19 protein-coding genes are annotated in these 20,438 nt (G+C 50.4%); 11 read left to right on the forward strand and 8 right to left on the reverse strand.

From position 1 onward, the window contains the following. Window positions 1-49 precede the first annotated feature (49 nt). The gene (locus H6F86_RS16005; protein WP_190449618.1) at window positions 50-1,735 is read right to left on the reverse strand and encodes a serine/threonine-protein kinase; all 1,686 of its coding nucleotides are present in this window, start codon (window positions 1,733-1,735) and stop codon (window positions 50-52) included. A 51-nt stretch (window positions 1,736-1,786) separates the two neighbouring features. After that, window positions 1,787-2,899 carry a 5'-methylthioadenosine/S-adenosylhomocysteine nucleosidase gene (locus tag H6F86_RS16010; protein WP_199305311.1) on the reverse strand — a complete coding sequence of 371 codons (1,113 nt, stop codon included), beginning with the start codon at window positions 2,897-2,899 and terminating at the stop codon, window positions 1,787-1,789. Between the two features lie 150 nt (window positions 2,900-3,049). Between H6F86_RS16010 and H6F86_RS16015 the strand changes: the two genes are divergently transcribed. From H6F86_RS16015 to H6F86_RS16025, 3 genes are read left to right on the forward strand one after another with little or no spacing between them, the layout of a single operon-like run. Next, window positions 3,050-3,841, forward strand: a complete 792-nt coding sequence (locus H6F86_RS16015; protein WP_190449620.1) for an ATP-binding cassette domain-containing protein — start codon at window positions 3,050-3,052, stop codon at window positions 3,839-3,841. A gap of 6 nt (window positions 3,842-3,847) precedes the next feature. After that, window positions 3,848-4,501, forward strand: coding sequence for an ABC transporter permease (locus H6F86_RS16020; protein WP_190449622.1), 654 nt, complete (start codon window positions 3,848-3,850; stop codon window positions 4,499-4,501). Next, window positions 4,498-5,409 carry a glycine betaine ABC transporter substrate-binding protein gene (locus H6F86_RS16025; protein ID WP_190449623.1) on the forward strand — a complete coding sequence of 304 codons (912 nt, stop codon included), beginning with the start codon at window positions 4,498-4,500 and terminating at the stop codon, window positions 5,407-5,409. The genes H6F86_RS16020 and H6F86_RS16025 overlap by 4 nt, the downstream gene beginning before the upstream one ends. Window positions 5,410-5,455: 46 nt before the next feature. Here the strand turns inward: H6F86_RS16025 and H6F86_RS16030 are convergent, their stop codons facing one another. Next, window positions 5,456-6,133, reverse strand: a complete 678-nt coding sequence (locus H6F86_RS16030) for a glycosyltransferase (protein ID WP_190449625.1) — start codon at window positions 6,131-6,133, stop codon at window positions 5,456-5,458. 288 nt (window positions 6,134-6,421) lie between these two features. Between H6F86_RS16030 and H6F86_RS16035 the strand changes: the two genes are divergently transcribed. The 4 genes from H6F86_RS16035 (at window position 6,422) to H6F86_RS16050 (ending at window position 9,809) form a co-directional block, all read left to right on the forward strand. Further along, window positions 6,422-7,402 carry an acetyl-CoA carboxylase carboxyltransferase subunit alpha gene (locus H6F86_RS16035; protein WP_190449627.1) on the forward strand — a complete coding sequence of 327 codons (981 nt, stop codon included), beginning with the start codon at window positions 6,422-6,424 and terminating at the stop codon, window positions 7,400-7,402. A gap of 464 nt (window positions 7,403-7,866) precedes the next feature. Beyond that, window positions 7,867-8,589, forward strand: coding sequence for an SDR family oxidoreductase (locus H6F86_RS16040; protein ID WP_190449629.1), 723 nt, complete (start codon window positions 7,867-7,869; stop codon window positions 8,587-8,589). A gap of 112 nt (window positions 8,590-8,701) precedes the next feature. Further along, window positions 8,702-9,403 carry a GTP cyclohydrolase I FolE gene (gene folE, locus H6F86_RS16045; RefSeq protein ID WP_190449630.1) on the forward strand — a complete coding sequence of 234 codons (702 nt, stop codon included), beginning with the start codon at window positions 8,702-8,704 and terminating at the stop codon, window positions 9,401-9,403. 205 nt (window positions 9,404-9,608) lie between these two features. Continuing rightward, entirely contained in the window at window positions 9,609-9,809 is a 201-nt protein-coding gene (locus tag H6F86_RS16050; protein ID WP_190449632.1) for a hypothetical protein, read from the forward strand. Between the two features lie 523 nt (window positions 9,810-10,332). On the opposite strand, the gene H6F86_RS16055 is transcribed toward H6F86_RS16050, so the two are convergent. Continuing rightward, complete coding sequence (locus H6F86_RS16055) at window positions 10,333-12,660, reverse strand: caspase family protein (protein WP_190449633.1); 2,328 nt, start codon at window positions 12,658-12,660, stop codon at window positions 10,333-10,335. 444 nt (window positions 12,661-13,104) lie between these two features. Here H6F86_RS16055 and H6F86_RS16060 point away from each other — a divergent pair, with 444 nt between their 5' ends. Together H6F86_RS16060 and H6F86_RS16065 are read left to right on the forward strand one after the other, a co-directional pair. Next, complete coding sequence (locus tag H6F86_RS16060) at window positions 13,105-13,617, forward strand: tetratricopeptide repeat protein (RefSeq protein ID WP_190449635.1); 513 nt, start codon at window positions 13,105-13,107, stop codon at window positions 13,615-13,617. 286 nt (window positions 13,618-13,903) lie between these two features. Beyond that, a complete protein-coding gene (locus H6F86_RS16065; RefSeq protein WP_190449637.1) occupies window positions 13,904-14,260 on the forward strand; it encodes a nuclear transport factor 2 family protein in 357 nt (118 codons plus the stop codon). 234 nt (window positions 14,261-14,494) lie between these two features. On the opposite strand, the gene mutL is transcribed toward H6F86_RS16065, so the two are convergent. Then, window positions 14,495-16,237 carry a DNA mismatch repair endonuclease MutL gene (gene mutL, locus H6F86_RS16070; protein WP_190449638.1) on the reverse strand — a complete coding sequence of 581 codons (1,743 nt, stop codon included), beginning with the start codon at window positions 16,235-16,237 and terminating at the stop codon, window positions 14,495-14,497. 63 nt (window positions 16,238-16,300) lie between these two features. Next, window positions 16,301-17,551, reverse strand: a complete 1,251-nt coding sequence (locus H6F86_RS16075) for a geranylgeranyl reductase family protein (RefSeq protein WP_190449639.1) — start codon at window positions 17,549-17,551, stop codon at window positions 16,301-16,303. Window positions 17,552-17,839: 288 nt separating this feature from the next. On the opposite strand from H6F86_RS16075, the gene H6F86_RS16080 reads away from it, so the two are divergent. Beyond that, on the forward strand, window positions 17,840-18,214 hold the full coding sequence (locus H6F86_RS16080) for a rhodanese-like domain-containing protein (RefSeq protein ID WP_190449640.1): 375 nt from the start codon (window positions 17,840-17,842) through the stop codon (window positions 18,212-18,214). A 100-nt stretch (window positions 18,215-18,314) separates the two neighbouring features. Then, a complete protein-coding gene (locus H6F86_RS16085; RefSeq protein WP_190449641.1) occupies window positions 18,315-18,974 on the forward strand; it encodes an SOS response-associated peptidase in 660 nt (219 codons plus the stop codon). Window positions 18,975-19,017: 43 nt separating this feature from the next. On the opposite strand, the gene H6F86_RS16090 is transcribed toward H6F86_RS16085, so the two are convergent. Further along, window positions 19,018-19,383, reverse strand: coding sequence for a hypothetical protein (locus H6F86_RS16090; RefSeq protein ID WP_190449644.1), 366 nt, complete (start codon window positions 19,381-19,383; stop codon window positions 19,018-19,020). A gap of 98 nt (window positions 19,384-19,481) precedes the next feature. Continuing rightward, on the reverse strand, window positions 19,482-20,288 hold the full coding sequence (locus tag H6F86_RS16095; protein WP_190449646.1) for a hypothetical protein: 807 nt from the start codon (window positions 20,286-20,288) through the stop codon (window positions 19,482-19,484). Window positions 20,289-20,438 lie beyond the last annotated feature (150 nt).

Consider the following 20,438-nt stretch of genomic DNA (forward strand, 5'->3'; position numbering starts at 1 on the left):
GTACTCTACAACGGCAAGGAAGCGTCAATCAGGAGGCAGGGTACGCCGCTTAATCATGCAGATTAGCATCCCAAACGCCGATGTAAATGCGATCGCTGCTGTTTCGTTGAATAACGCCTTTGAGATTCCCTTTTCTAAAGGAGTATTCGTTTACTTTGCGTTGTTTTACCTGTTCTAAGTCATCGAGAATGTCTCCTGCTTGCCCACCTGTCATATTGTTGAGGGCAACTTTCATTTGGAGGGTATCAACCGATTGAGCAAACGACGCTTCAGTTTGTCGGACTTTGCCAGAGGTACGATCGTAAATATAAGCCAGCGTCACTGCATTGGGCACTACTTCGTACAGTGCAGTCCGAGTGTCACCCCAAGCCCCCTTATTGGTTTGAGCAGGTTTACCGAGCGCTGCCTCGACTTCACGTTCTGACGTACCAACTGGAAAACCCGGAATCGCTGGAACTTGGGTTGAGGGGCGATCGTCCCCTTGTGTTTCTGGCTCCACCGACGGTTCTACTGATGGCTCTGGTGATCGCTCCACTTCTGGTGGTTCTTCAGAGAGAGGCGAAGGGCTAGGGGGTAGCGGCTTCGGCGAGGCGGCGATCGACGGCTCTAGCGAGGGTGTCGGCGTTGGTTCTTCGACGATTACTTCCGTCGGTGTTTCGGGTTTATAGAAAGCCGCGATCAACGCAGTGCCAAGCATGGTGAGCAGCAATGCGCCTAACAGCAGTGGCAGCAGATAGCGATTCTGGCGCGGAGCCGTAGCCGGTGCGCCTGCAAGTGTTTTATCAGGCTGTTGTACTGAGCCGTTTGGCAATTGTGGTCGCTGGGGCGATCGTTGCCCTACTGCCAGCGTTGCCGCTGTTGGAGTGGGTGGCACAAAGGCAGCAGGTTGGGATAGTGACGGCGTGGGAGCGGCAGGGATAGAAGGAGCATCGGGCAAAAGGGCAAGCCACTCATCCATGCTGGCAGGTCGATAGCCTACATCCACTGCCATCCCGCGTATCACCGCTTGATTGGTTGCCGCGCTTAGTTCTGGACGTAGCTCACGTGGATCGGGTAACGGTTGACGGTCTCTTAAAATCGATGCCGTGGGAACGCGTGCCGTTAAAAGTGCATACAGGGTTGCTGCGAGTCCATAGACATCAGTAGCAGGGGTACGCTTTTCCTCAGAAAGATATTGTTCGATCGGCGCATAGCCAGCCGAGATCAAGCTGGTATGGTTTTGCGTTGAACCGGGCGTAAATTCGCGGGCAATGCCAAAGTCAATCAGCACGACTTCTTGAGTGCCCTGGCGCAGAATAATGTTTTGCGGCTTGATGTCGCGATGCAGCAAGCCATTTTGATGCACTACTTTCAGCGCACTGCCAATCTGACGGGCGTAGTGGATGGCGATCGCTTCTGGCAACGGCTGATTTGGAAAGACCAGCGCTTCCAAATTAGGACCACGCAGGTAGTCCATCACCATATATGCCTGACCAGCTTCAATAAAGAAGTCGCTGACGCGGACAATGTTGGGATGCACACACAGCGCTAACCGTCGCGCCTCATCCTGAAACTTGCGCTGATAGTCGGCATAGTCCGGCTCATGGCGCAGCGATTCGTTCAAAGTTTTGATCACCACCGTTTGTCCCAGGAAGTGATGAGTCGCTTTGAACGTGATGCCAAAGCCACCACGTCCTAATTCTTCGTCGAGGGTATACTTACCCCCCTGTAATTGCTGACCAATCAGGGCACTCATAGCAGCAGTCTATCAAATTCTTGAGTACCACCGCCCTAAGAACAACAAGCCTTATTCGTTGGTTTCTGGATACTTTTTTGCCCATGCGTCTAAAAAGCCGAGCGTGAACTTAGACTCATTCCCTTCAGCTAACCCGCTACCAAAAAACGCGCCAACATCTGTAAAGTCGTTGCCGCCAGCAAGATCAGACAAACTACGGAACGCGATGAAAGGAATTTCGTTGGCATACGCAACGTGAGCAAAGGCAGTTGTTTCCATGTCGATCGACACGGCTTGAATGGTTTTGAATAGATAGTTGCGGTAATCAGGGTTAGCGAGAAAGACCGGTCCTGATACGCCTCGCCCACCAATGCGTACAACAGGCTGCCCCGAAACACACAGACTTGGATTTTTGGCACCACAGCGATCGAGTTGAGGCTTCACGCTTTGAGCCACTGCCAGCATTTCTGGGTCAACTTTATAGTCAAACTTGTACTCGCCATTAGGAAAATTTGAGTTGTTTCTGACAAACGTGTCGCGCATGAACAAACCAGTACTAACCGCTCCATTCGGTAACGGCACCTGATAAGCGGAATTGGGTGTGCTGGTAACCTGAGCTAACTTTAAGCCCAGACACAGCAAATCTCCTGGTGTGCCGCAGGGTGAGGGCACGTTACTGTTGCCATGCCAATACACCTCTAAAGGGGATGCCCACTGGCTGGGGACGACAACATCACCAATTTTGTTATTTGGGTTAATGCCACCAGCAATACCGCTGAGCAACAAGTGATGCACATTGAAATGATCAATCAGTAATTGAGTGATCATCGTCGCATTCACAGTACTGATGCCACTCAGCACAATAACAACGCTATTACCTCTCAGTTTGCCAGTCGTAAAGATATTGCCATTGATTTTGTATTCACGCTTGTTGGTTGTTTCTGCCAGCAAAATAGTGGCTTCTTCACCAAACGCTGAAACGATGCCAAAGCGCGCTTTACATTCCGTAAGGCAACGTTTTGGTTTTGCTTCTTTGGCACTTACTTGAGGCGTTGCCATCGCCAGACAAAGCAGGGCGATCGCGCAAAGGCGTTTGATTCCCCAAGCTGACATACTGGTATTGCTCCACAGAAAAGGTGCTGCTTGCGCTTCATGCAACGTAGCAGGTGATGTCACGTCCGTCATCTGTATCCGCTACACGACCGTCACATCACTACTTGTACGCAGATGCACTAGGCTAGAGAGCAAAATATCCCGCTTCTTCCAGACCTGTTGACACGAGCGACACATTTCAGACGATGGTAAGTTTGAGTAGACCTTTACCTGGAGCGGTTCATGGTGCCGAATGACGCGATACGCGAACCAGCCCCTACCGGCGTTGCGGTGGAGTTTTTAGACGTTGGCTTTACGGCAGGCGGGCGATCGCTCCTCTCTGGATTAACGTTCGCTATCCAATCTGGTGAGGCGCTGGTGTTGCTGGGTCGTAGCGGTTCGGGTAAAACCACCACGATGAAGCTAATCAATCGCTTACTGACACCGACCAGCGGCAATGTGCGTGTGCAGGGAAAGGCAACAACTGAGTGGGATGTGATTCAACTGCGGCGACAGATTGGCTACGTCATACAAGAAACGGGGCTGTTTCCCCACTTTACGATCGAGCGCAACGTCGGCTTAGTGCCATCACTGCAAAACTGGCAGCCCAAACGCATCAAAGCACGGGTACACGAATTGTTGGATTTAGTCGGCTTGGAGCCAGCCCAATTCGCCGATCGCTATCCCAATCAACTTTCGGGTGGACAACGACAGCGCGTTGGGGTTGCTCGTGCCTTGGCTGCCGATCCGCCCATTCTGCTTATGGATGAACCCTTTGGTGCCCTTGACCCGATAACGCGCCTGGAGTTACAGCAAGAATTTCGACGACTTCAGCAAGAATTGGGCAAAACGGTTGTCTTTGTCACCCATGACATTCAGGAAGCATTTGTACTGGCATCGCGCATTGGTTTGATGCAGGATGGACGGCTAGTGGTATTGGGGACTCCAGAGGAGTTTTTGCGATCGCCCGAACCCGAAGCCCAAACATTCCTCAAAACCCTACGCACATTGGATTCGGTGAGGGGTGAGAAGTGAGGAGCCATGAATAACTTTTTCCTTTTTCGCTATGCGCCAGAGATTTTGCAACGAACAGGTGAGCATCTGTATCTAGTGGCGATCGCCATCCTCATTGCTACACTCATCGGCATTCCGCTGGGAATTTTGATCACGCGGAAGCCTGCCCTGCGTCAAACTGTTCTGGGCACGGCAAATATCCTGCAAATTATTCCTAGTCTGGCGCTGTTTGGGCTGTTGGTGACAGTACCGCCTGCCTTGGGTGGGGGCATTGGCGATCCGCCTGCGATCATTGCCCTGACGCTTTACTCCTTTTTGCCCATTATTCGTGGCACCTATACAGGCATCATGAGCGTTGATCCAGCGATTCGGGAAGCTGGTCGAGGGATGGGCATGACCGACTGGCAACTTTTGTCGCAGGTAGAAATGCCGCTGGCATTGGGCGTGATTCTCTCAGGCATTCGAGTCGCGACGGTCATTGCGATCGGCACCGCAACCATTGCTACGGCGATCGGTGCAGGCGGCTTGGGCATCTTCATCTTCCGGGGCATTTCGGCGCTGAATAATCAACTCATTCTGGCGGGTGTGATTCCAGCAGCGGTGCTGGCACTCACTGCAGACTTTGGCATTGGCTGGTTGGAGCATCATCTGACACGACGGGGAGGCAAACAAGCGCTATGAAACGCAAACCGTTTTTAGTTCAGATGCTCCTGGTGATCATCCTATTGCTGTCGATCGCAAGTTGTGCCAGTCCTACAGATAGCGGCAATAGTGGGGGTGGCGGCAATCTGGTTATTGGTGCCAAATCCTTCACTGAGCAGGACATTTTAGGCGAACTGCTGGCGCAACAAATTGAGGCAAAAACGGACTTAAAAGTGGTGCGTCGCTTGCAGCTTGGCGATACCCTCGTCTGTCACAACGCCTTGCTATCAGGACAAATCGACCTTTATCCCGAATACACAGGGACGGCTTTTTCGACCATTCTCAAGCAAAAAACGTTGGGCGACGTGAAAGAAGTCTACCGTCAAGTGAAAGAGGGTTACGCTCAACAGTTCAACCTAGCAGTGATGCCGCCGCTAGGCTTTCAGAACACGTTTGCCATGATTGTGCGGGGTGATGTCGCACGATCGCTCAACCTCAAAACGCTCTCCCAGGCAGCACAGTATGTCCCGCAATGGCAGGCGGGTTTTGGCTACGAATTTACCGAACGGCAGGAATACGCCAACATGGTGAAAACCTACGACTTTAAGTTCACCAAAGCACCTCGCTTGATGAATTTGGGGTTGCTGTATCGGGCGTTGTTGCAAAAACAAGTGGATTTAGTGGCAGGCAACTCCACCGATGGACAAATTACCCGCTCGGATTTTGTGATCCTTCAGGACGATCGCCAGGCGTTTCCACCCTACGAAGCAGCGGCGATCGTCCGCGAAGCCACGTTGCAAAAATATCCCCAGGTTCGCACTGCCCTTGAGCAACTGGCAGGCAAAGTTTCTCCTGATGAGATGCAGCACTTAAATTATCTGGTAGAGGGCGAACTGCGCGATATCAAAGAGGTGGTGCAGACGTTTCTAAAGTCCAAAAATCTTTAGCAAGGGTCTAACCTTTGCATACTTCAAGCTTGAATATGTGAAGCACTCAAGGCTGGGGCGCAACATCTACAATCTCGATCGATTTGTTATTGAACCAGCCAATCACTTCATTTGGATTGATATCCATCCCTCGTGCTTTTTTAAACCCTTTGCCACTTTTGCCGCCAAAATGATGAAGATACTGCTCATGTTCGGCATAGCCTTTAACGCTGTAGCCTTCAGTCAGTACCTTTGCCTGTAGCTTTGTAATTGCCCACCACCACTGATGCGCTTCATCCAATAGATGCTTTTGATAGAGTGGTTTGTCAATCAAAAAGCAATAGCCATCCACACGAGCAATAGGGTTACTTGGCACCACACCATAGGAGGTAATCCCATCTTGATGGGAGTTTAGTAGCACTTTGAGCCAATGAGGGTCACGAATTTCGACATCACTATTGAGCAATAAAAAGTGAGTAGCATCAGGACGGGCAAGTCGTGAAGCAATATTATTTCCTTCCGCAAAGAGCGAGTTGTAATTGAGCAGACAAAGTTTATCAATCCAGCCGCGTTTGAGCATTAATGGCAGGCATAACTTCAGTCCTAGTCTTGAGTTGTTATCAACAACAATCACTTCATAATCAATATCAGGTGTTAAGCGCTGTAAGCTATCAAGCGTTTTATAGACATAGCCGATCGCATTGAACGTCAAAACTAGAATGCTAACTTTCGGTATTGTTGTCATAGTGAGTCCTCTTACAGCAGTGTTCACTTAAACGCGACAGCCTATCGCAGGCAAGCTTACAGAATGTTGCTGGAAAGTAAATGAGTTTTTGCATGATAGCTGACGTACGGCTCTTTGAAGTCTATTGGTGTCGATCGCGTACGTTCCCTATTGCTACTGCTCTCTCTTGCTACTGGTCTAGTGAAGTGCTACTGCTTACTGGATACGATCGCTAACAGTAACGCTGTAACCGTTAGAATGGCAGCAGTGCTTTTTTATCCTCCCCCCAGTCTTTTTCCTTCTTGACCTATGCCCACACTCGAACGCAAGCCCATTCTGCTTGATTTTGAAAAGCCGCTTGCCGATCTAGAAGCGCGAATTTTTCAAATTCGTGAACTTGCAGAAGAAAATGATGTCGATGTATCTGATGAGATCCGTCAGCTTGAGGCACGCGCTGTGCAACTTCGACAAGAAATTTTTAGCGGGCTGTCCCCCACCCAACGACTACAGGTTGCACGACATCCCCGTCGTCCCAGTACGTTGGACTATATTCAGGCAATTAGCGACGAGTGGATGGAACTACACGGCGATCGCGGTGGGTTTGACGACCCAGCGTTAGTCGGTGGCGTTGCCCGGCTTGCCGGTCGCCCTGTTGTCATGCTTGGTCAGCAAAAAGGACGCGATACCAAGGACAACATTACGCGCAACTTTGGGATGGCATCGCCTGGTGGTTATCGCAAAGCCATCCGGTTAATGGAGCACGCTGATCGCTTTGGGATGCCAATCGTCACGTTTATCGACACTCCAGCGGCATGGCCCGGATTGGATGCTGAAGCCTTTGGGCAGGGTGAAGCGATTGCCTACAACCTGCGCGAAATGTTCCGCTTTGACGTACCCATCATCTGCACAGTCATTGGGGAAGGCGGCTCTGGTGGTGCCCTCGGCATTGGTGTGGGCGATCGCCTGCTCATGTTTGAACATTCGGTCTATAGCGTTGCGCCACCCGAAGCGTGCGCGGCTATCCTCTGGCGCGATGCCAGCAAAGCCAACCAGGCAGCAGATGCGTTAAAAATTACTGCACCAGACCTGAAGCAGCTTGGCATTATTGACGAAATTTTGCCTGAGCCGATTGGCGCTGCCCATGCTGACCCAGTGAAGACAACCGAAATTCTTAAAGAAGCCTTGTTGCGCCATCTCGATGTACTGGATCGAATGACCAGCGAACAGCGACGCGAATTACGCTACCAAAAGTTTCGAGCGCTCGGTATTTTTAGCGAACACCCCGTTTAAGCTGCACTGCTAAAGCCCTTATTTGCAGGCCAAGTAGGTGTTTAAACCTGAAGGCAACAGGCATAATCTCCGATGGCTGGAACGTTTAGTTAGCTCACTTTCTTCCGGCTTTTGAGAGTCAGGAGTGATATAATGAATTCGTAACAAATGTTTACAATTCTGAGCGACTGTCGCGCTCTCACTGCGTGCGTTCCACACCAGTTCTCTCACAACTAATGTGTGGAGCCAGTACGCATCAGAATTCTCATTAGCTTAACGTACAGCGATCGCCTGCCTTCGCTTTGGCGTTGAGGCTCTTTGTTTGAGCTGTTCGGCATTTGTAGCTAGCGACTACACACCGCCCTTACTCTCATTTCTGATTCAGCTTCGGCTGCTAGACTCATCAATCAGTGCGCTAAAGTTGCTGCGCCTTGCTATCGGTGAGCCTGTATATGTCCAGACTCTAAGGATATTAAGACTGTTTCATGATTTCTCCAACTGAACGGTATGCGCTTGTTACAGGGGCAAGCAGCGGCATTGGTAGGGCAACAGCGCTAGCCTTTGCTCAAGCAGGCATCCACCTTGCATTAGTGAGTCGTACACAGTCAAAGCTAGAGGCTGTGGCGGCAGACGCAGCCCAATATGGGGTGACAGTGCGCTGTTATCCCATTGACTTGTTGCAGGTTGAGCACGTGCAGGAAAAAATAGCGGCGATCGCCGCCGTTGAACCCATTGACATTCTCGTCAACAATGCCGGTATGGGTTACACTGCATCGCTCGCTAACACACCGCTAGCAGACTGGCAGCGCGTTCTCACATTAAACCTAACTAGCGTTTTTCAGTGCATTCAAGGCGTTCTGCCAAGTATGCGCGAACGTCAGCAAGGAACAATTATTAACGTGTCGTCGATCGCTGGGCAGCAAGTTTTTCCTGACTGGGGTGCCTACTGCGTCAGTAAGTTTGGGTTGGTGGCGCTGTCCAAAACGCTAGCGGCTGAGGAGCGTCACCGTGGCATTCGCGTGGTTACGATTTCGCCAGGTTCCGTTAACACGCCCATCTGGGACACAGATACGGTGCATGCTGACTTCGATCGTGCCTCCATGCTGACACCAGAAACAGTTGCCCAGTCAATTCTCTACACTGCTCTGCTGCCCCAAGATGCGGTGATTGAAGATCTGACTTTAATGTCAAGTGTCGGTGCGCTCTAGCAGTCAGCTAAGCATGAGGCTTAAATGCAGCCTGCGGTAGCTAACTTTGGCGTTGCCGATGCCATCACAACCAACAATTATTCACACTGTACTTTACCTACTTTGACCCACTATGGCTACCACTTCTTCTCAAGGTTCTAACGGCTCCCAGCCTGCTGAAAAAAGCGCTAAAAATTTGACCGTCCGACCCGATCGCAACACACTTAAGGGCGGACAAGAGCCGAAATTGCAAACGCCGCCCGAAGACCTCAAAGACGACATGATGGCTGCTGTAACAACCATGCTGCTGGGAGTTGGTGAAGACCCTGAACGCGAAGGCTTGCTCAAAACCCCCAAGCGCGTTGCTGAAGCCATGCGCTTTCTGACCAGCGGCTACCAGCAATCGCTCGAAGAACTCGTCAACGGTGCCATCTTTGACGAAGGTCACAACGAGATGGTGCTAGTGCGCGACATTACAGCTTTTAGCCTCTGCGAACATCACATGCTGCCCTTCATGGGCAAAGTCCACGTGGCTTATATCCCGAATGAAAAAGTCGTTGGGTTAAGCAAACTGGCGCGCATTGTTGAAATGTACTCTCGCCGCCTGCAAGTCCAAGAACGTCTCACCCGTCAAATTGCCGAAGCCGTCCAGACAATCTTAGAACCTAGAGGCGTGGCGGTTGTGATGGAAGCCACGCATATGTGCATGGTCATGCGGGGTGTTCAAAAGCCTGGTTCCTGGACAGTGACAAGTGCTATGGTTGGCGTTTTCCAGGAAGATCAGAAAACCCGCGAAGAATTTCTGAACTTGATTCGGCATCAGCCCTCCTGGTAAGTGCCCGTTTGTCAGCAAGTAGCTAGGCGGCATGTGCTCGTCATGTTAACGCGGTTGCTCCAAATCCCTTTCCTGCTGTTGGGGGAGGGATTTTTGCTGGCAAGTGAACCATTTAGCGTTGAATGCTGTCTAACAAGATGAAACGACAATCTACCTGACTGTAGACCTTTGTGTATTTTTAGAGAACTGTAGGTGCCGCCAGATCATGATGAAATCCATCCAACGAACGGCTTTAACTGTGGGTGATCGCGTGCGTCTTGTGCGTGGAACGATGAGAGGGCATACCGCTACGATCACTGCCACCAAAAACGGCGCTTACTTTCTCATTGGAGACTGGACACAACAGACAGGTTTTGTTCTGGTCAACTATGGACCTGTCGAACCAGACGACTTGAAAAAGCTATAAATGCTTCCTGCGTCTGTGCTGTGACAGTGTATCAAGCTCGCACGCGGCTATCATCTGTCTGAAAAATACGCCGACCTTCAACTCAAGTTGAGCGTACAGCAGACGAAAAGAACGTTAATTCTTCCATCATCCTTTTGCTATATGAGGCATTTCATTAGGACGTAGCATGGTCATGCCTTTACTTGCCGATTGCTCTGGAGAGAAGCGAGCAAACGGCATCAGAGGGAGACAGAACTTATTCTGCATGAGGAAAGTAAACCTGAAACAGTGCGACAAGACTGACGACAGCAGCACTGAAGCCTAAGAAAAACGAAACGCCAACAAGAAGAACTGTCATTGCTACGTGAAGTGAATTTCTTCTAGCATCGCAGGTTCCTATCCTTTGTAGGAAAAGTAACTGTAAAAACTTGATGAAGGAATAGTAAATCTACAGTTGACTGCTGTTTATGTCGTAGCAACGGTCACAGAGGTTAGAACGTATAAGCTTAAATGCCTATGCTAGGGCAGGGTTACTGACTCAACGTTAAACAACCTGATAGACAAAGCGAAGACATGCCCATACGTTCATATTCAACACAAAGCTGTCAGATGGCGTACCAACAGTTGGTTCAAGGCGATCGCCAGCTTGATGGAGATCTTGCAACAGCGCCTGGACAACTTCTAGCGGCTTTGCCAGCGTCTTTAAAGATGGTGTAGTAGACGCTCGCATGGTGTCCAATAACGCCATTGTCTGCTCAAAGGGCGCACGGCTACAAAGTAGGTAAGTTGTTGCTAGCCCAGTAGAACCTGACACTAGCCACTGAAAGGAGGTTGATGCTTGGGGCAAGGTGAGGGTTTCGTGAGGGGCAATGGTGTTGGAGACGCGATCGGGCACGATCGTCCCTTCACTCGTTTCATCTACCGTAGGGGCTTGCGATAGAACTGGAGAGACAGCATGAGCCAGCGGTGAATCTAGCGAGACGAGATCACCGTTGCTGTCTAAGTGCAGCAGCAGAAAGTGAACCGCTTGTTCGCTTTGGTTTTCTAACTGATATTGAATCTGGCTACCGATCGACAGGCTAACTAATTGATCTGTTTCAAGAGGCAATACAGTGGATCGCGTTGGTGAAAGCGGCGCAAGCTGAGCGATCGCAGACGTTTGTTGCATCAGCCTACGTGCTTCCGGTGTCAGTACTACCAGCGTTGCCCGTACTGCCAGTTGCGATGCGGTTTCATTAACGGTTAAATTGAGCAGTTTTGCTGCCAGGAGCGTTTGCAGTTTGGGCACCAATCGCTTGACTGCCACTTTAACAGCTTCACCCCCTTCGCCAGCGGTATTTGGAATTGCAGTACGACCGGGAGAAAAGAGGGCATAACTACTCTGCGAGACGGCTGCTTTATTGCTCAGTAGGTTGGGCAGTGCCACGGCGGGCAGGGCTGCAATCTGTGTTGGTTGCACTGCATGGGTTTTGCTAAAGAGATAATCGGCAGCTTGCTCGCCCGCGATCGTCGCTGATACGTGCGGCAGGGCTGAAATCGCACTGATCGCATCCACTCGCTCAATCCGCGCCAAATTGCTATCAAGGGCGATCGTCAGTCCAACGGCACGGGGCAGCACTCGCACCTGTTCCCGCACAAATTGCCCTACGTGTAACACTGGTGCCGTCTCGATTAACAGTGAGTTCTCTACTGAGGCAGGAGCCAGTTTCGCTTTTGCAAGCAGCCCCTCGCGGGACACGATTTGCAGGAGGCGATCGCGCTGCGCCCCCGACTCATCCACCAGGGTTAGTAACGAGTTGGCTTCATACTGCTCCAATACGGCTGCCGATAGCCCACCTAGCCAAAGCCGTACCGCTTTACCACTCTCCTCAAAACGAACAACTACACCGTCAGCACCTCCAACAGGTACTGTTGGCAGATGGTAGGGCGTGAGGGGACGCTCTTTACTCATCAGACCACTGATGTGAGGCTGCTGCACTCGCTTTGCCAGTTGACCCATTTGCTCGGTTGCTCGTCGCACAGTCATCCGCAGCGCAGTGGCTGGGGTTGCCTGCCAAAGTTGCTGAGTCAGCGCGTAGGTAAACAGTCCAGCGCTGAAGCCATCCCATCGTGCTTCGGCTGCCCATTGATCGGTGCTAGCGGCTGTGAGCACGACTCCAGGCATTTGCCCAGAACGCCGCTGCACGGCAAGACGTGGGCGATCGAGATTCATTTGGCTCAACAGCGAGTCCTGAAATGCCAGTTCAGCATCACTGGGCTGGGCACCTGTAAGACCGGGACGGCTGCGAAGGCGAAGGTTGCCTTGAAGCGGTTGGGTTCGGGGGGCGTAGCTCGTATCGAGGATGGTAGTAACCCGATCAGTGGGGAGCGATCGCAGCAGCAGCAGCAGGGTCTCTGCTAGCAAATCGTTGACAATCGGCATTACACCTTCCGTCAATGGTGCATCGATCGTCACCAGGCTCTTTTGCACTGCATCTGGCGTAGCACCAAGCGCTACTTGACCACCGTAACCACTGAAGTGAAACACAACGACATCATCGGCTCGTGCTTGCCCAATCAGATGTTCAACAAAGGCAGTCGTAATTGCCTCCCGTGTTGCCTGCTGATCGATCAGCGTGAGAATGTCACCACGCTGAAACCCAAAGCGATGAATCAACAGTTCTCGCTGCAACTCTACATCCGTGCCGCAGCCATACAGTGGTGCTTGGCGATATTGATTGATGCCGATAAGCAGTGCCAGTTTGCGTCGTGTTGGCTCTGCTAAAGCGCCTTGATAGCGTTGAACAATCGGTGACAGTACAAGGTCGCCAGCACCAAAGGCTGCCAGCGCTAAACCTGATCGCTGTAGAAAATGCCGACGTGTCAGATCCATGCTTTTATTTCAGCATTAAAAGCACATTCGCGCCCAAAAATGCACTCCTTTTATGCCTTTAAGCCGATCCAACCCGTATCATACTTTTGGTGCTGGCTGTAGAACCTCAGCTACTCTGATGCTGCGTATAATGAAGAAAGACTCGTAAGATACAATTTATTGAGCTTTAAAGCGCTGGAACGAGTGCTCGTCTCTAGTCTGTATTGAGTTTACGTACGATTAAGACGTTGCAACAAGTAAGTTAGGTTTTGGCTACGTTCAGCCCTCTATGACAAAAGGTTAAGACTGCAATGTGAGTGTGTCGTCAAACCTGTTTAATGGGTACACTACATAGCTTGCAAATCCCTGGGTGCTTCAGCGGCGGCTCTACCAGCTTCGGCTTTATTGATGGGGTCAGCATGGCACGAGCACGACGAAAGCAAACACTAATTTTCCTAAAGTATTATGGAACGGCAATCGCTTACCAGGGCTAAAGCGTCTGAACTTGAAGTTTATATTGAGGTTCATAACCGTCAGGGATTAATGCTGGCAGCGGATCGTCGTTATGTAGAGGCGATCGCCTGCTATGATCGCACCCTTCTTTTGCAAGCAGACAATTTTTCTGCCTGGTATGGGAGAGGGACAGCCCTGGCAAACAATGGGCAGTATCAGGAAGCCTTGGCGAGCTTTGACCAGGCGATCGCCATTGACCCGCTTGACCATGCCGTTTGGACGTTTCGAGCCGTCGTGCTGATTCACTTGAAGCGGTATCAAGAAGCCCTGTCAGACTGTGAACGCGCACTGGAATTACAACCTGCTGATCCAGAAGCGCTGACGTTCCGTGGCGTAGCCTTCCACTATTTGGGTCAGTACAAGCGTGCCTATGAGAGCTACGATCGCGCGACTGGACAGACGATACAACAGTGGAAACCTTGGAAATGGGTGACAAACTTGCTCCATCAATCCCAGCGTAAGTAAGTTAGAGAACGACATGCTCTGACTACAGCCGTTTTTGGTTTACAGTAGCCCTACTCCTTCACCCTTCCCCTCTTTTACCCTTCTACGAGATATTGTGGTTTGCTTTTTGGCAGCAAACCTCAAAGTGCTGTGGCAATAATCCGACAAGCACTTTCTCTTCTTGGATTGTTTGTAGTCAAACAGTGTATGTGCTATATTTGTTTCTAGATTGTATGACGTAGTACAGTCTAAAGACGAACGAATTGTCTCAAGCCAGAATACAGCACTGATGCAAGGAGAATCTCAAATGAGTACGGATCTAAAAGCAACCTTTGAAGACATTAAAAACCAGGTTTTGCAAGGCAAAGCTATGGAGGTTTTTGAGCAATACTACGCGGACGATGTAGTGATGCAAGAGAATGACAACCCGCCGACCGTCGGTAAAGAGGCAAATCGTCAGCGAGAGCTAGAATTTTTCTCCAAACTGACTGAGTTTCGTGGCGCTGAGGTGAAAAGCGTTGCCTATGGCGATGATGTCATTATTTCTGAATGGTTTTTAGACTACACTCATGCCGATTGGGGCAAGCGAACTTACGATCAGGTGTCTGTCCAGAAGTGGAAGGACGGCAAGGTTGCCTCTGAACGGTTCTATTACGCTAGCTAAGTAGGTGGGCTAAACTAAGCACTGCTGAGAGGATTGGGTTTCGACTGCGCTCAATCCGCCAACACACAGGACTAAGAGCATTGAGACTTCGGCATGAGCTCTTAGTCAAACGCGAAGTTGAAAGGCAGCTTATCAATAATCACGCCCAGCTACTTAGAGTAAGCGGAAGGGCGATCGCTCCCATAATTTACGGGGCGATCGCCCTTTCCCCAGACGTTGACGGCATCCCACACACTAAATTCCGTGGCTCTTGCCAATGACCCAATGACGACGAAAGAAGCGTGATAGCGATGATTCTTCCAACGTGAGGCAGATGGGACGACCATGAGGGCAGGTGCGTGGGTTACGAGTTTGCTGCCATTGATTGAGCAGGGTTTGCATTTCTTGCTGGGTCAATGATGTCCCGTTGCGGATGGCGCTGCGACAGGCTGTCGCAACCTGCGCAGCCTGCAAGTCTCCGCCCAGACTAAGTTCTAGCAATGCCGCTGGGCAATCTTCCCGTTGTGCCAACAAGGCGGGAGCCGATCGCACCATCCAGACCTGCTCGCCAAATGGTTCCACTTCTAACCCTAGACGTTGCAATTGCTCCACTTGCGCGACGGTGAGTTGAGGCAGAATGACAGCAGGTTCTAAGGGTGCAAGCTGCCAACGATCGCACAACTGCTCGTATAGCACTCGTTCATGGGCAATGTGTTGTTCAATCAGCCAAATGCCACCAGGGTGTTCAGCGAGGATGTAGGTGTTATGGACTTGGGCGATCGCCTTAAGAGCATTAGGGCTAAGGGATGCATTTTGAACACTCTCGCCCTCTGCCTCCCCTGCTGCCTCTGCTCCCTGAATCCTTCTACTGCCATAGCCGCTTTCCGCTTCAGCCGTTTTTAGCAGCGTTCCCGTTCGCTGAGAGTAAAGTGTGTCTGTAAGGTTGATGGGACTAAGCCGAAGTGCCTGCACGATCGCGTTAGAAATCTGTTCGCGCCACTCAGCTAAATGGTGTAAATAGATTTCAGACTTGGCGGGATGGCGGTTCCAGTCAATTTGTTCAGGCGGCACCTGGAGATGAACAAAGCAAAGGGGAAAGCGATCGCGGGGCACCGTTTGCCGAAACCCTGCCAGGAGCGTCTGCTCTAATTCTGGCATCTGCACAACGCGCCCATTAAAAGCGACGCGTACCCAGTCAGGTCGGTGGCGGTGGAAGCGATCGGGCAGACCAAGGAGGAGATAAAGGGTAGAGGAGTCAAGGGGCGAAGGGGTGAAGACATCAATCATCTTTATGTCTTCATCTAAGTTAGGCACTGTGAGCGTCAACTCCTGCAAGTCTCCTGTCTGCACATCACGCAGTATTTGGGGCAGGATGTGTCGAGCTGTTTTGCCAGACCAGAGCTGAAACCAATCCCGATCGTTCTGCCGTACCTGCCAGGTAACGTGTGGATGACAAAGTGCTAGCTGATGAATAGTGGTCTGCACAGCGCGTAGCTGTTGGGCAAGGGGTGGTAAACCTTGACGGCGGGCTGTCCAGGTGCTGAAGAGCTGATCAACAATGACGACGGTTCCTGGTGCGATCGCCACTGGGTCTACTTGCAACGGTATGCCTTGAGCGTCGTAGGTGACGTGCCAGCCAGCCTCCGCATTATTTGAGCGGCTAAGAATTTCTAACGTTGCAAGTTGAGCAAGGCTATGCAATGCTTCGCCCCGAAATCCTAAACTGGTAAGCTGCCAAAGATCCTGGCTAGACCGAATTTTGCTGGTACTGTGAGGTGCAGCCGCTTGCTTCAGGTCTGCCAAAGCCATGCCACTGCCATTGTCAGCCACGCGAATGCGCCAGTGTTCCGGAGAAAGCGCAATGGTAATGCGAGTTGCACCTGCATCCAGAGCATTTTCTGCTAGTTCTCGTACCACTGCTGCCAGCGAATCAATCACTTCGCCTGCTGCAATGAGATGCACAACGTCTGATGGTAAGGCTGCAATTCCCGCTCTCATAAGTTCCAGTCTAGGCAATTTATGAGTGTCATAGCAGGGTTCGCACTGACTTAAGGATCAAGGTTACACTTCACTGCTAGCACTGTGCCCTAAGAAGCCGTCTGTCATCGATCGCCGGATGCGGTTCACGGCTCGACCAAAGACGCTGTTGAAGGAGAGTTCGCCACAGAGCAATTCGGTTGCCAAACGAGCGGCTTTGGGGTTTTTGACTCCGTACTTGTAGCAAACACCGGGGTATTGGTAGAAAAAGCGTGCCAGATTGAGAGCGGCATCGAAGTTGGCAGCAAACTCGGCGTGAATGCGATCGCTGTATCTTTCTACTGCATTCTCTGCAACGCATTCGGCAGCGATCGCGCCACTCTTCACGGCGTGCAAAAGCCCATCACCAAAGAAGGGGTTGATCAGCCCTGCGGCATCGCCAATCAGCAAAATTCGCCCATCACGGGTATGCAGTTGTTCTTTACCACTCCAAAGGGGCAGAGGATGAGCATGAAATCTCATTTGTGTTGGATCATGCGGTATTTGAAGCGCCTCTAGATAATGAAGAATGGCTTGCCGCAGTTCGTTCCCCGCCTGACGGTCACCACGAGCATCTTGACGGGTTGGACGAAACAAGCCCGCACCAATATTTAAGTGCTCGGCTTTAGGAAAGACCCAGGCATAGCCACGCTTCACCGCACCATACTCCAGGTGAGCAACATCTGGTCGCAGGTCAGGGTGTCCGGTACCCCACTCGTGCGGAAATTCGACCTCCATGCCCAGCGCGATCGACCGCTTTTGGCGCAGGTTAGCCGCATTTGCCGTAATGCCGTTGGCTCCATCCGCACCAATGACCGTGCGTGCGGTTGCGATAAAGGCATCTCCTTTACTTAAGGTGCCATGCGCTTTGCCTGCCTGAGCAGAGACCCGCACCCGATCGCCCTCCACCACGATCGAACGCACGGCTAAACCATCGCGTAAGTCGGCTCCTGCTTGGGCGGCTCGTTGTGCCAGGGCATTGTCAAAAAGGGAACGCTGCACCATCCAAAGGGAAAGGGGGTGCTCGGCTCCTGGTGCATTAATGTTCGCCAGATAGGGATCGCCAAAGTTCCACGTATGTCGCATTGACAGTACTGTCGCTTCTACAAACGCTGCTGGTACAAGGTCACGTAGAAACGCCTGCATCACCATTGGTGTTCCGCCACCGCAAGTCTTGTGTCGCGGCAGAATGTGCTTTTCTAGCAAGGCAACTTTTAGTCCTGCCTGGGCTGCGCTCGTTGCTGCAATTGCCCCTGCTGGACCCGCACCGCAAACAATGAGGTCATAGTTCAACACTAGTTCAATTCCTCTAGACGCTTCTTCCAGTTAACACTATGCAGGAAGACAGAAGGCAAAAGGCAGAAGGCAGAAGGCAGAAGGGCTGGAAATTAAGCTGTTGACCTTGCCTTTTATCCCTTAAGCAAAGACATATTGAATTGTGTCTAGAAGACTGATCGCACTCAAATATGCGTTAGCTCTAAGTAAAGCTGCATAAGCAGGGAAATTTGTAAACGTTTCAGCACAAATTTTTGCAAATTGTAAATTAACTTGTTACATTGCAGGTATCGCTGGCAGAAGATCCTCATGCACCATCTCTTCGGTATCATTCCTATTCCTCAACCGCTACAGTCACGATCGCTCGTTTATGACCTCAAGGCACGCCTTGATTGGGGCAAGCCAGCGCTAACGATTTTGGATGTGCGCGATCGCGTGCTGTTTAATGCTAGCCATATTGTTGGGGCTATTTCGATGCCTGCGGATGAGTTGATTGATCGTGCTTTAGCCAGCCTGCCATTGAACCGTGACCTTTATGTTTATGGTGAAACCGATGAGGACACTGCGCTAATTGCTAGTCAACTTCGGACAGTGGGCTATCGCCATGTGTCTGAAATCCGGGGAGGCGTGTCAGCGTGGAAAGCCGTTGGGTTTCCGATCGAAACTGTCCTTACAGCCGCTTGAATCTAGCCTGAGAGGGGGAACGCTCTCAGTGCAAACGTGTAAGTTTTGAAGGTATAACTTAGCGTTCAAACCTTAAAGCTGATTATGCCAGCGTGTACCCATGTGCGGACGGTTTAGCCTTACTCAATCAGCGAATGCGCTTGCTGAGACCTTTCAACTCGAAACGCTTCCAGAGTGGACACCGCGCTACAACGTTGCGCCCACGCAAGCGGTTATGGCGATCGCTGCTGCGCCTACACATTCTCGACAGGTGCGCTTGTTTCGATGGGGCTTGGTACCTAGTTGGGCAAAGGATTTGACGATCGGGGCAAAGCTAATTAACGCTCGCGCTGAAACCGTTGCCGAAAAACCGTCGTTTCGTGCCGCGTTCAAGCAGCGGCGTTGTTTGATTCTGGCAGACGGCTTTTATGAATGGCATCGGATCGATCGCAAGACGAAACAGCCCTACTACTTTCAGTTAACTGATCGACAACCCTTTGCTTTTGCAGGATTATGGGAACGCTGGCAGGGTGATGATACTGTCGTTGAAACCTGCACCATTCTTACTACGCAGGCGAATGAGCTGTTGCAGCCCATCCACGATCGTATGCCTGTAATTCTTGCCCCAGAAGAGTACGATCGCTGGCTAGATCCAACAGCAACATCTGATCATCACACTTTACTGTGCCCCTACGATGCTGCTTTGATGCGAGGCGATCGTGTTAGCACTCTGGTTAATCGTGCTACGAATGACAGCCCTGATTGTGTGAACACGCTTTAGGCATTGAGTCAGTTGCTCACCAATGACTGCGCTAAACGCTTGGTCAATCACTGAGGAATCGCAAGCCTTGATCAGCAGCGATTGCGTCCTCGCATACCGCGATTAGCTCATCAAATTTAAGCATCCATCGATCATTTTGTTTCAAGCGTGCCAAAACCTGTTCTCTTACTAGGGAATCTTTAGCGCGAACATTCTTTTCCTTGATTAGCTGTTCAAAATAAGCCTCTCGAAGTTGATAGATTTCGTTAAGCCAGGTTAGAACATCAACGTATGGATTTTGATAAAATCTCTTCCGAATGATCTTAAACTGTGATGCTTTGATATCAAAAGCTTGGATCATTGTAAAGAGATCCAGATCCTCATCCGCAATCGCACTTCGCTTTGTGGGTCCTATGATACCAAGCGCCATACGTGAACTGCTGTTTTCTGAAATTTACTTCTTATTCTTAATCAAAAGCATACTCAATTCAGCTACAGCACTGGCTTAACGCCTACTTATAGATAAGGTTATTTTTTTACGTTAGGTTGAGCTTGCTTTTGACTGGAGCCATCGAGTTGTTTCATCTGATCGCCCAAATCCGTGATGCCTGTGGCATCAAAGCCAAGCCGGATTTGACTAAGCTCTTGCAATCGCCCATCCATATAGTGAATAAATTTTGCTGCTGGCACTATTGTGTCGCCTGTACTAACTTGTTGCGTTGCCCAATAGCTCAACATCTCATTTCTTAAGGCAAAGTAGCTAAGATAAAGCGCTTGATTATCCTTGATGTTTTCTTCCTGTTTAAACACTAAAGAAATATTCCCATACAAGATTACAGTGCTGGATGAAACAATAAAGATATTAATCAAAGCGTTATTGACTCGCTCCCAGCCGCTTTTACTAATAAAAAATAAGCAGATCGAAGCAATTACGCTACCGCCACAAATCATTGAGAGCGAAATATAATATTGCTTGTAAAAGAAGCCCATAACACTACCATGCTTCTGAATCCGGTCTTGAATCTGGTCAAACTGATCAATGAGTCGTGCTTTTTCAGCCGGTTTAGTGGGTAGATTAGCGATCGCGGTATTGACTGCTTTTTCTTCTAGTGAAGATGTTACGCTTAACCACTCATTTTGTTTTGTGCCTGCAAACCAAAACATCAGTGCGTAGCTTAAACAAATGCCTAAAACTAAGCTAGTTGAAATGACAATGTGCCCTAATAAAGTTGGCTGATGATTTTTGGGTGAGATAAACTGTCCTCGCTGTGGCAAGGGGGCAGTTTGTGAGCTCTTTGCATCAACGGCTGCCGCCGAATTAACCTCCGTTTGCATCTCATTTGGTTCGTTACTTTCTGTTGCTAAGAAAGTGTTTGTAAATGCTGGTTAAGCAGGTTTCAAGTTCCTCGTTCGTCGGTTGTTTGTTAACCGCCTCAGCATCAACCGAATCATGACCACATAAACCATGCCTTCATGATTTTCAGG

The organism is Phormidium sp. FACHB-592, assembly GCF_014695795.1.
Taxonomy (GTDB): Bacteria; Cyanobacteriota; Cyanobacteriia; order Leptolyngbyales; family Leptolyngbyaceae; genus Stenomitos.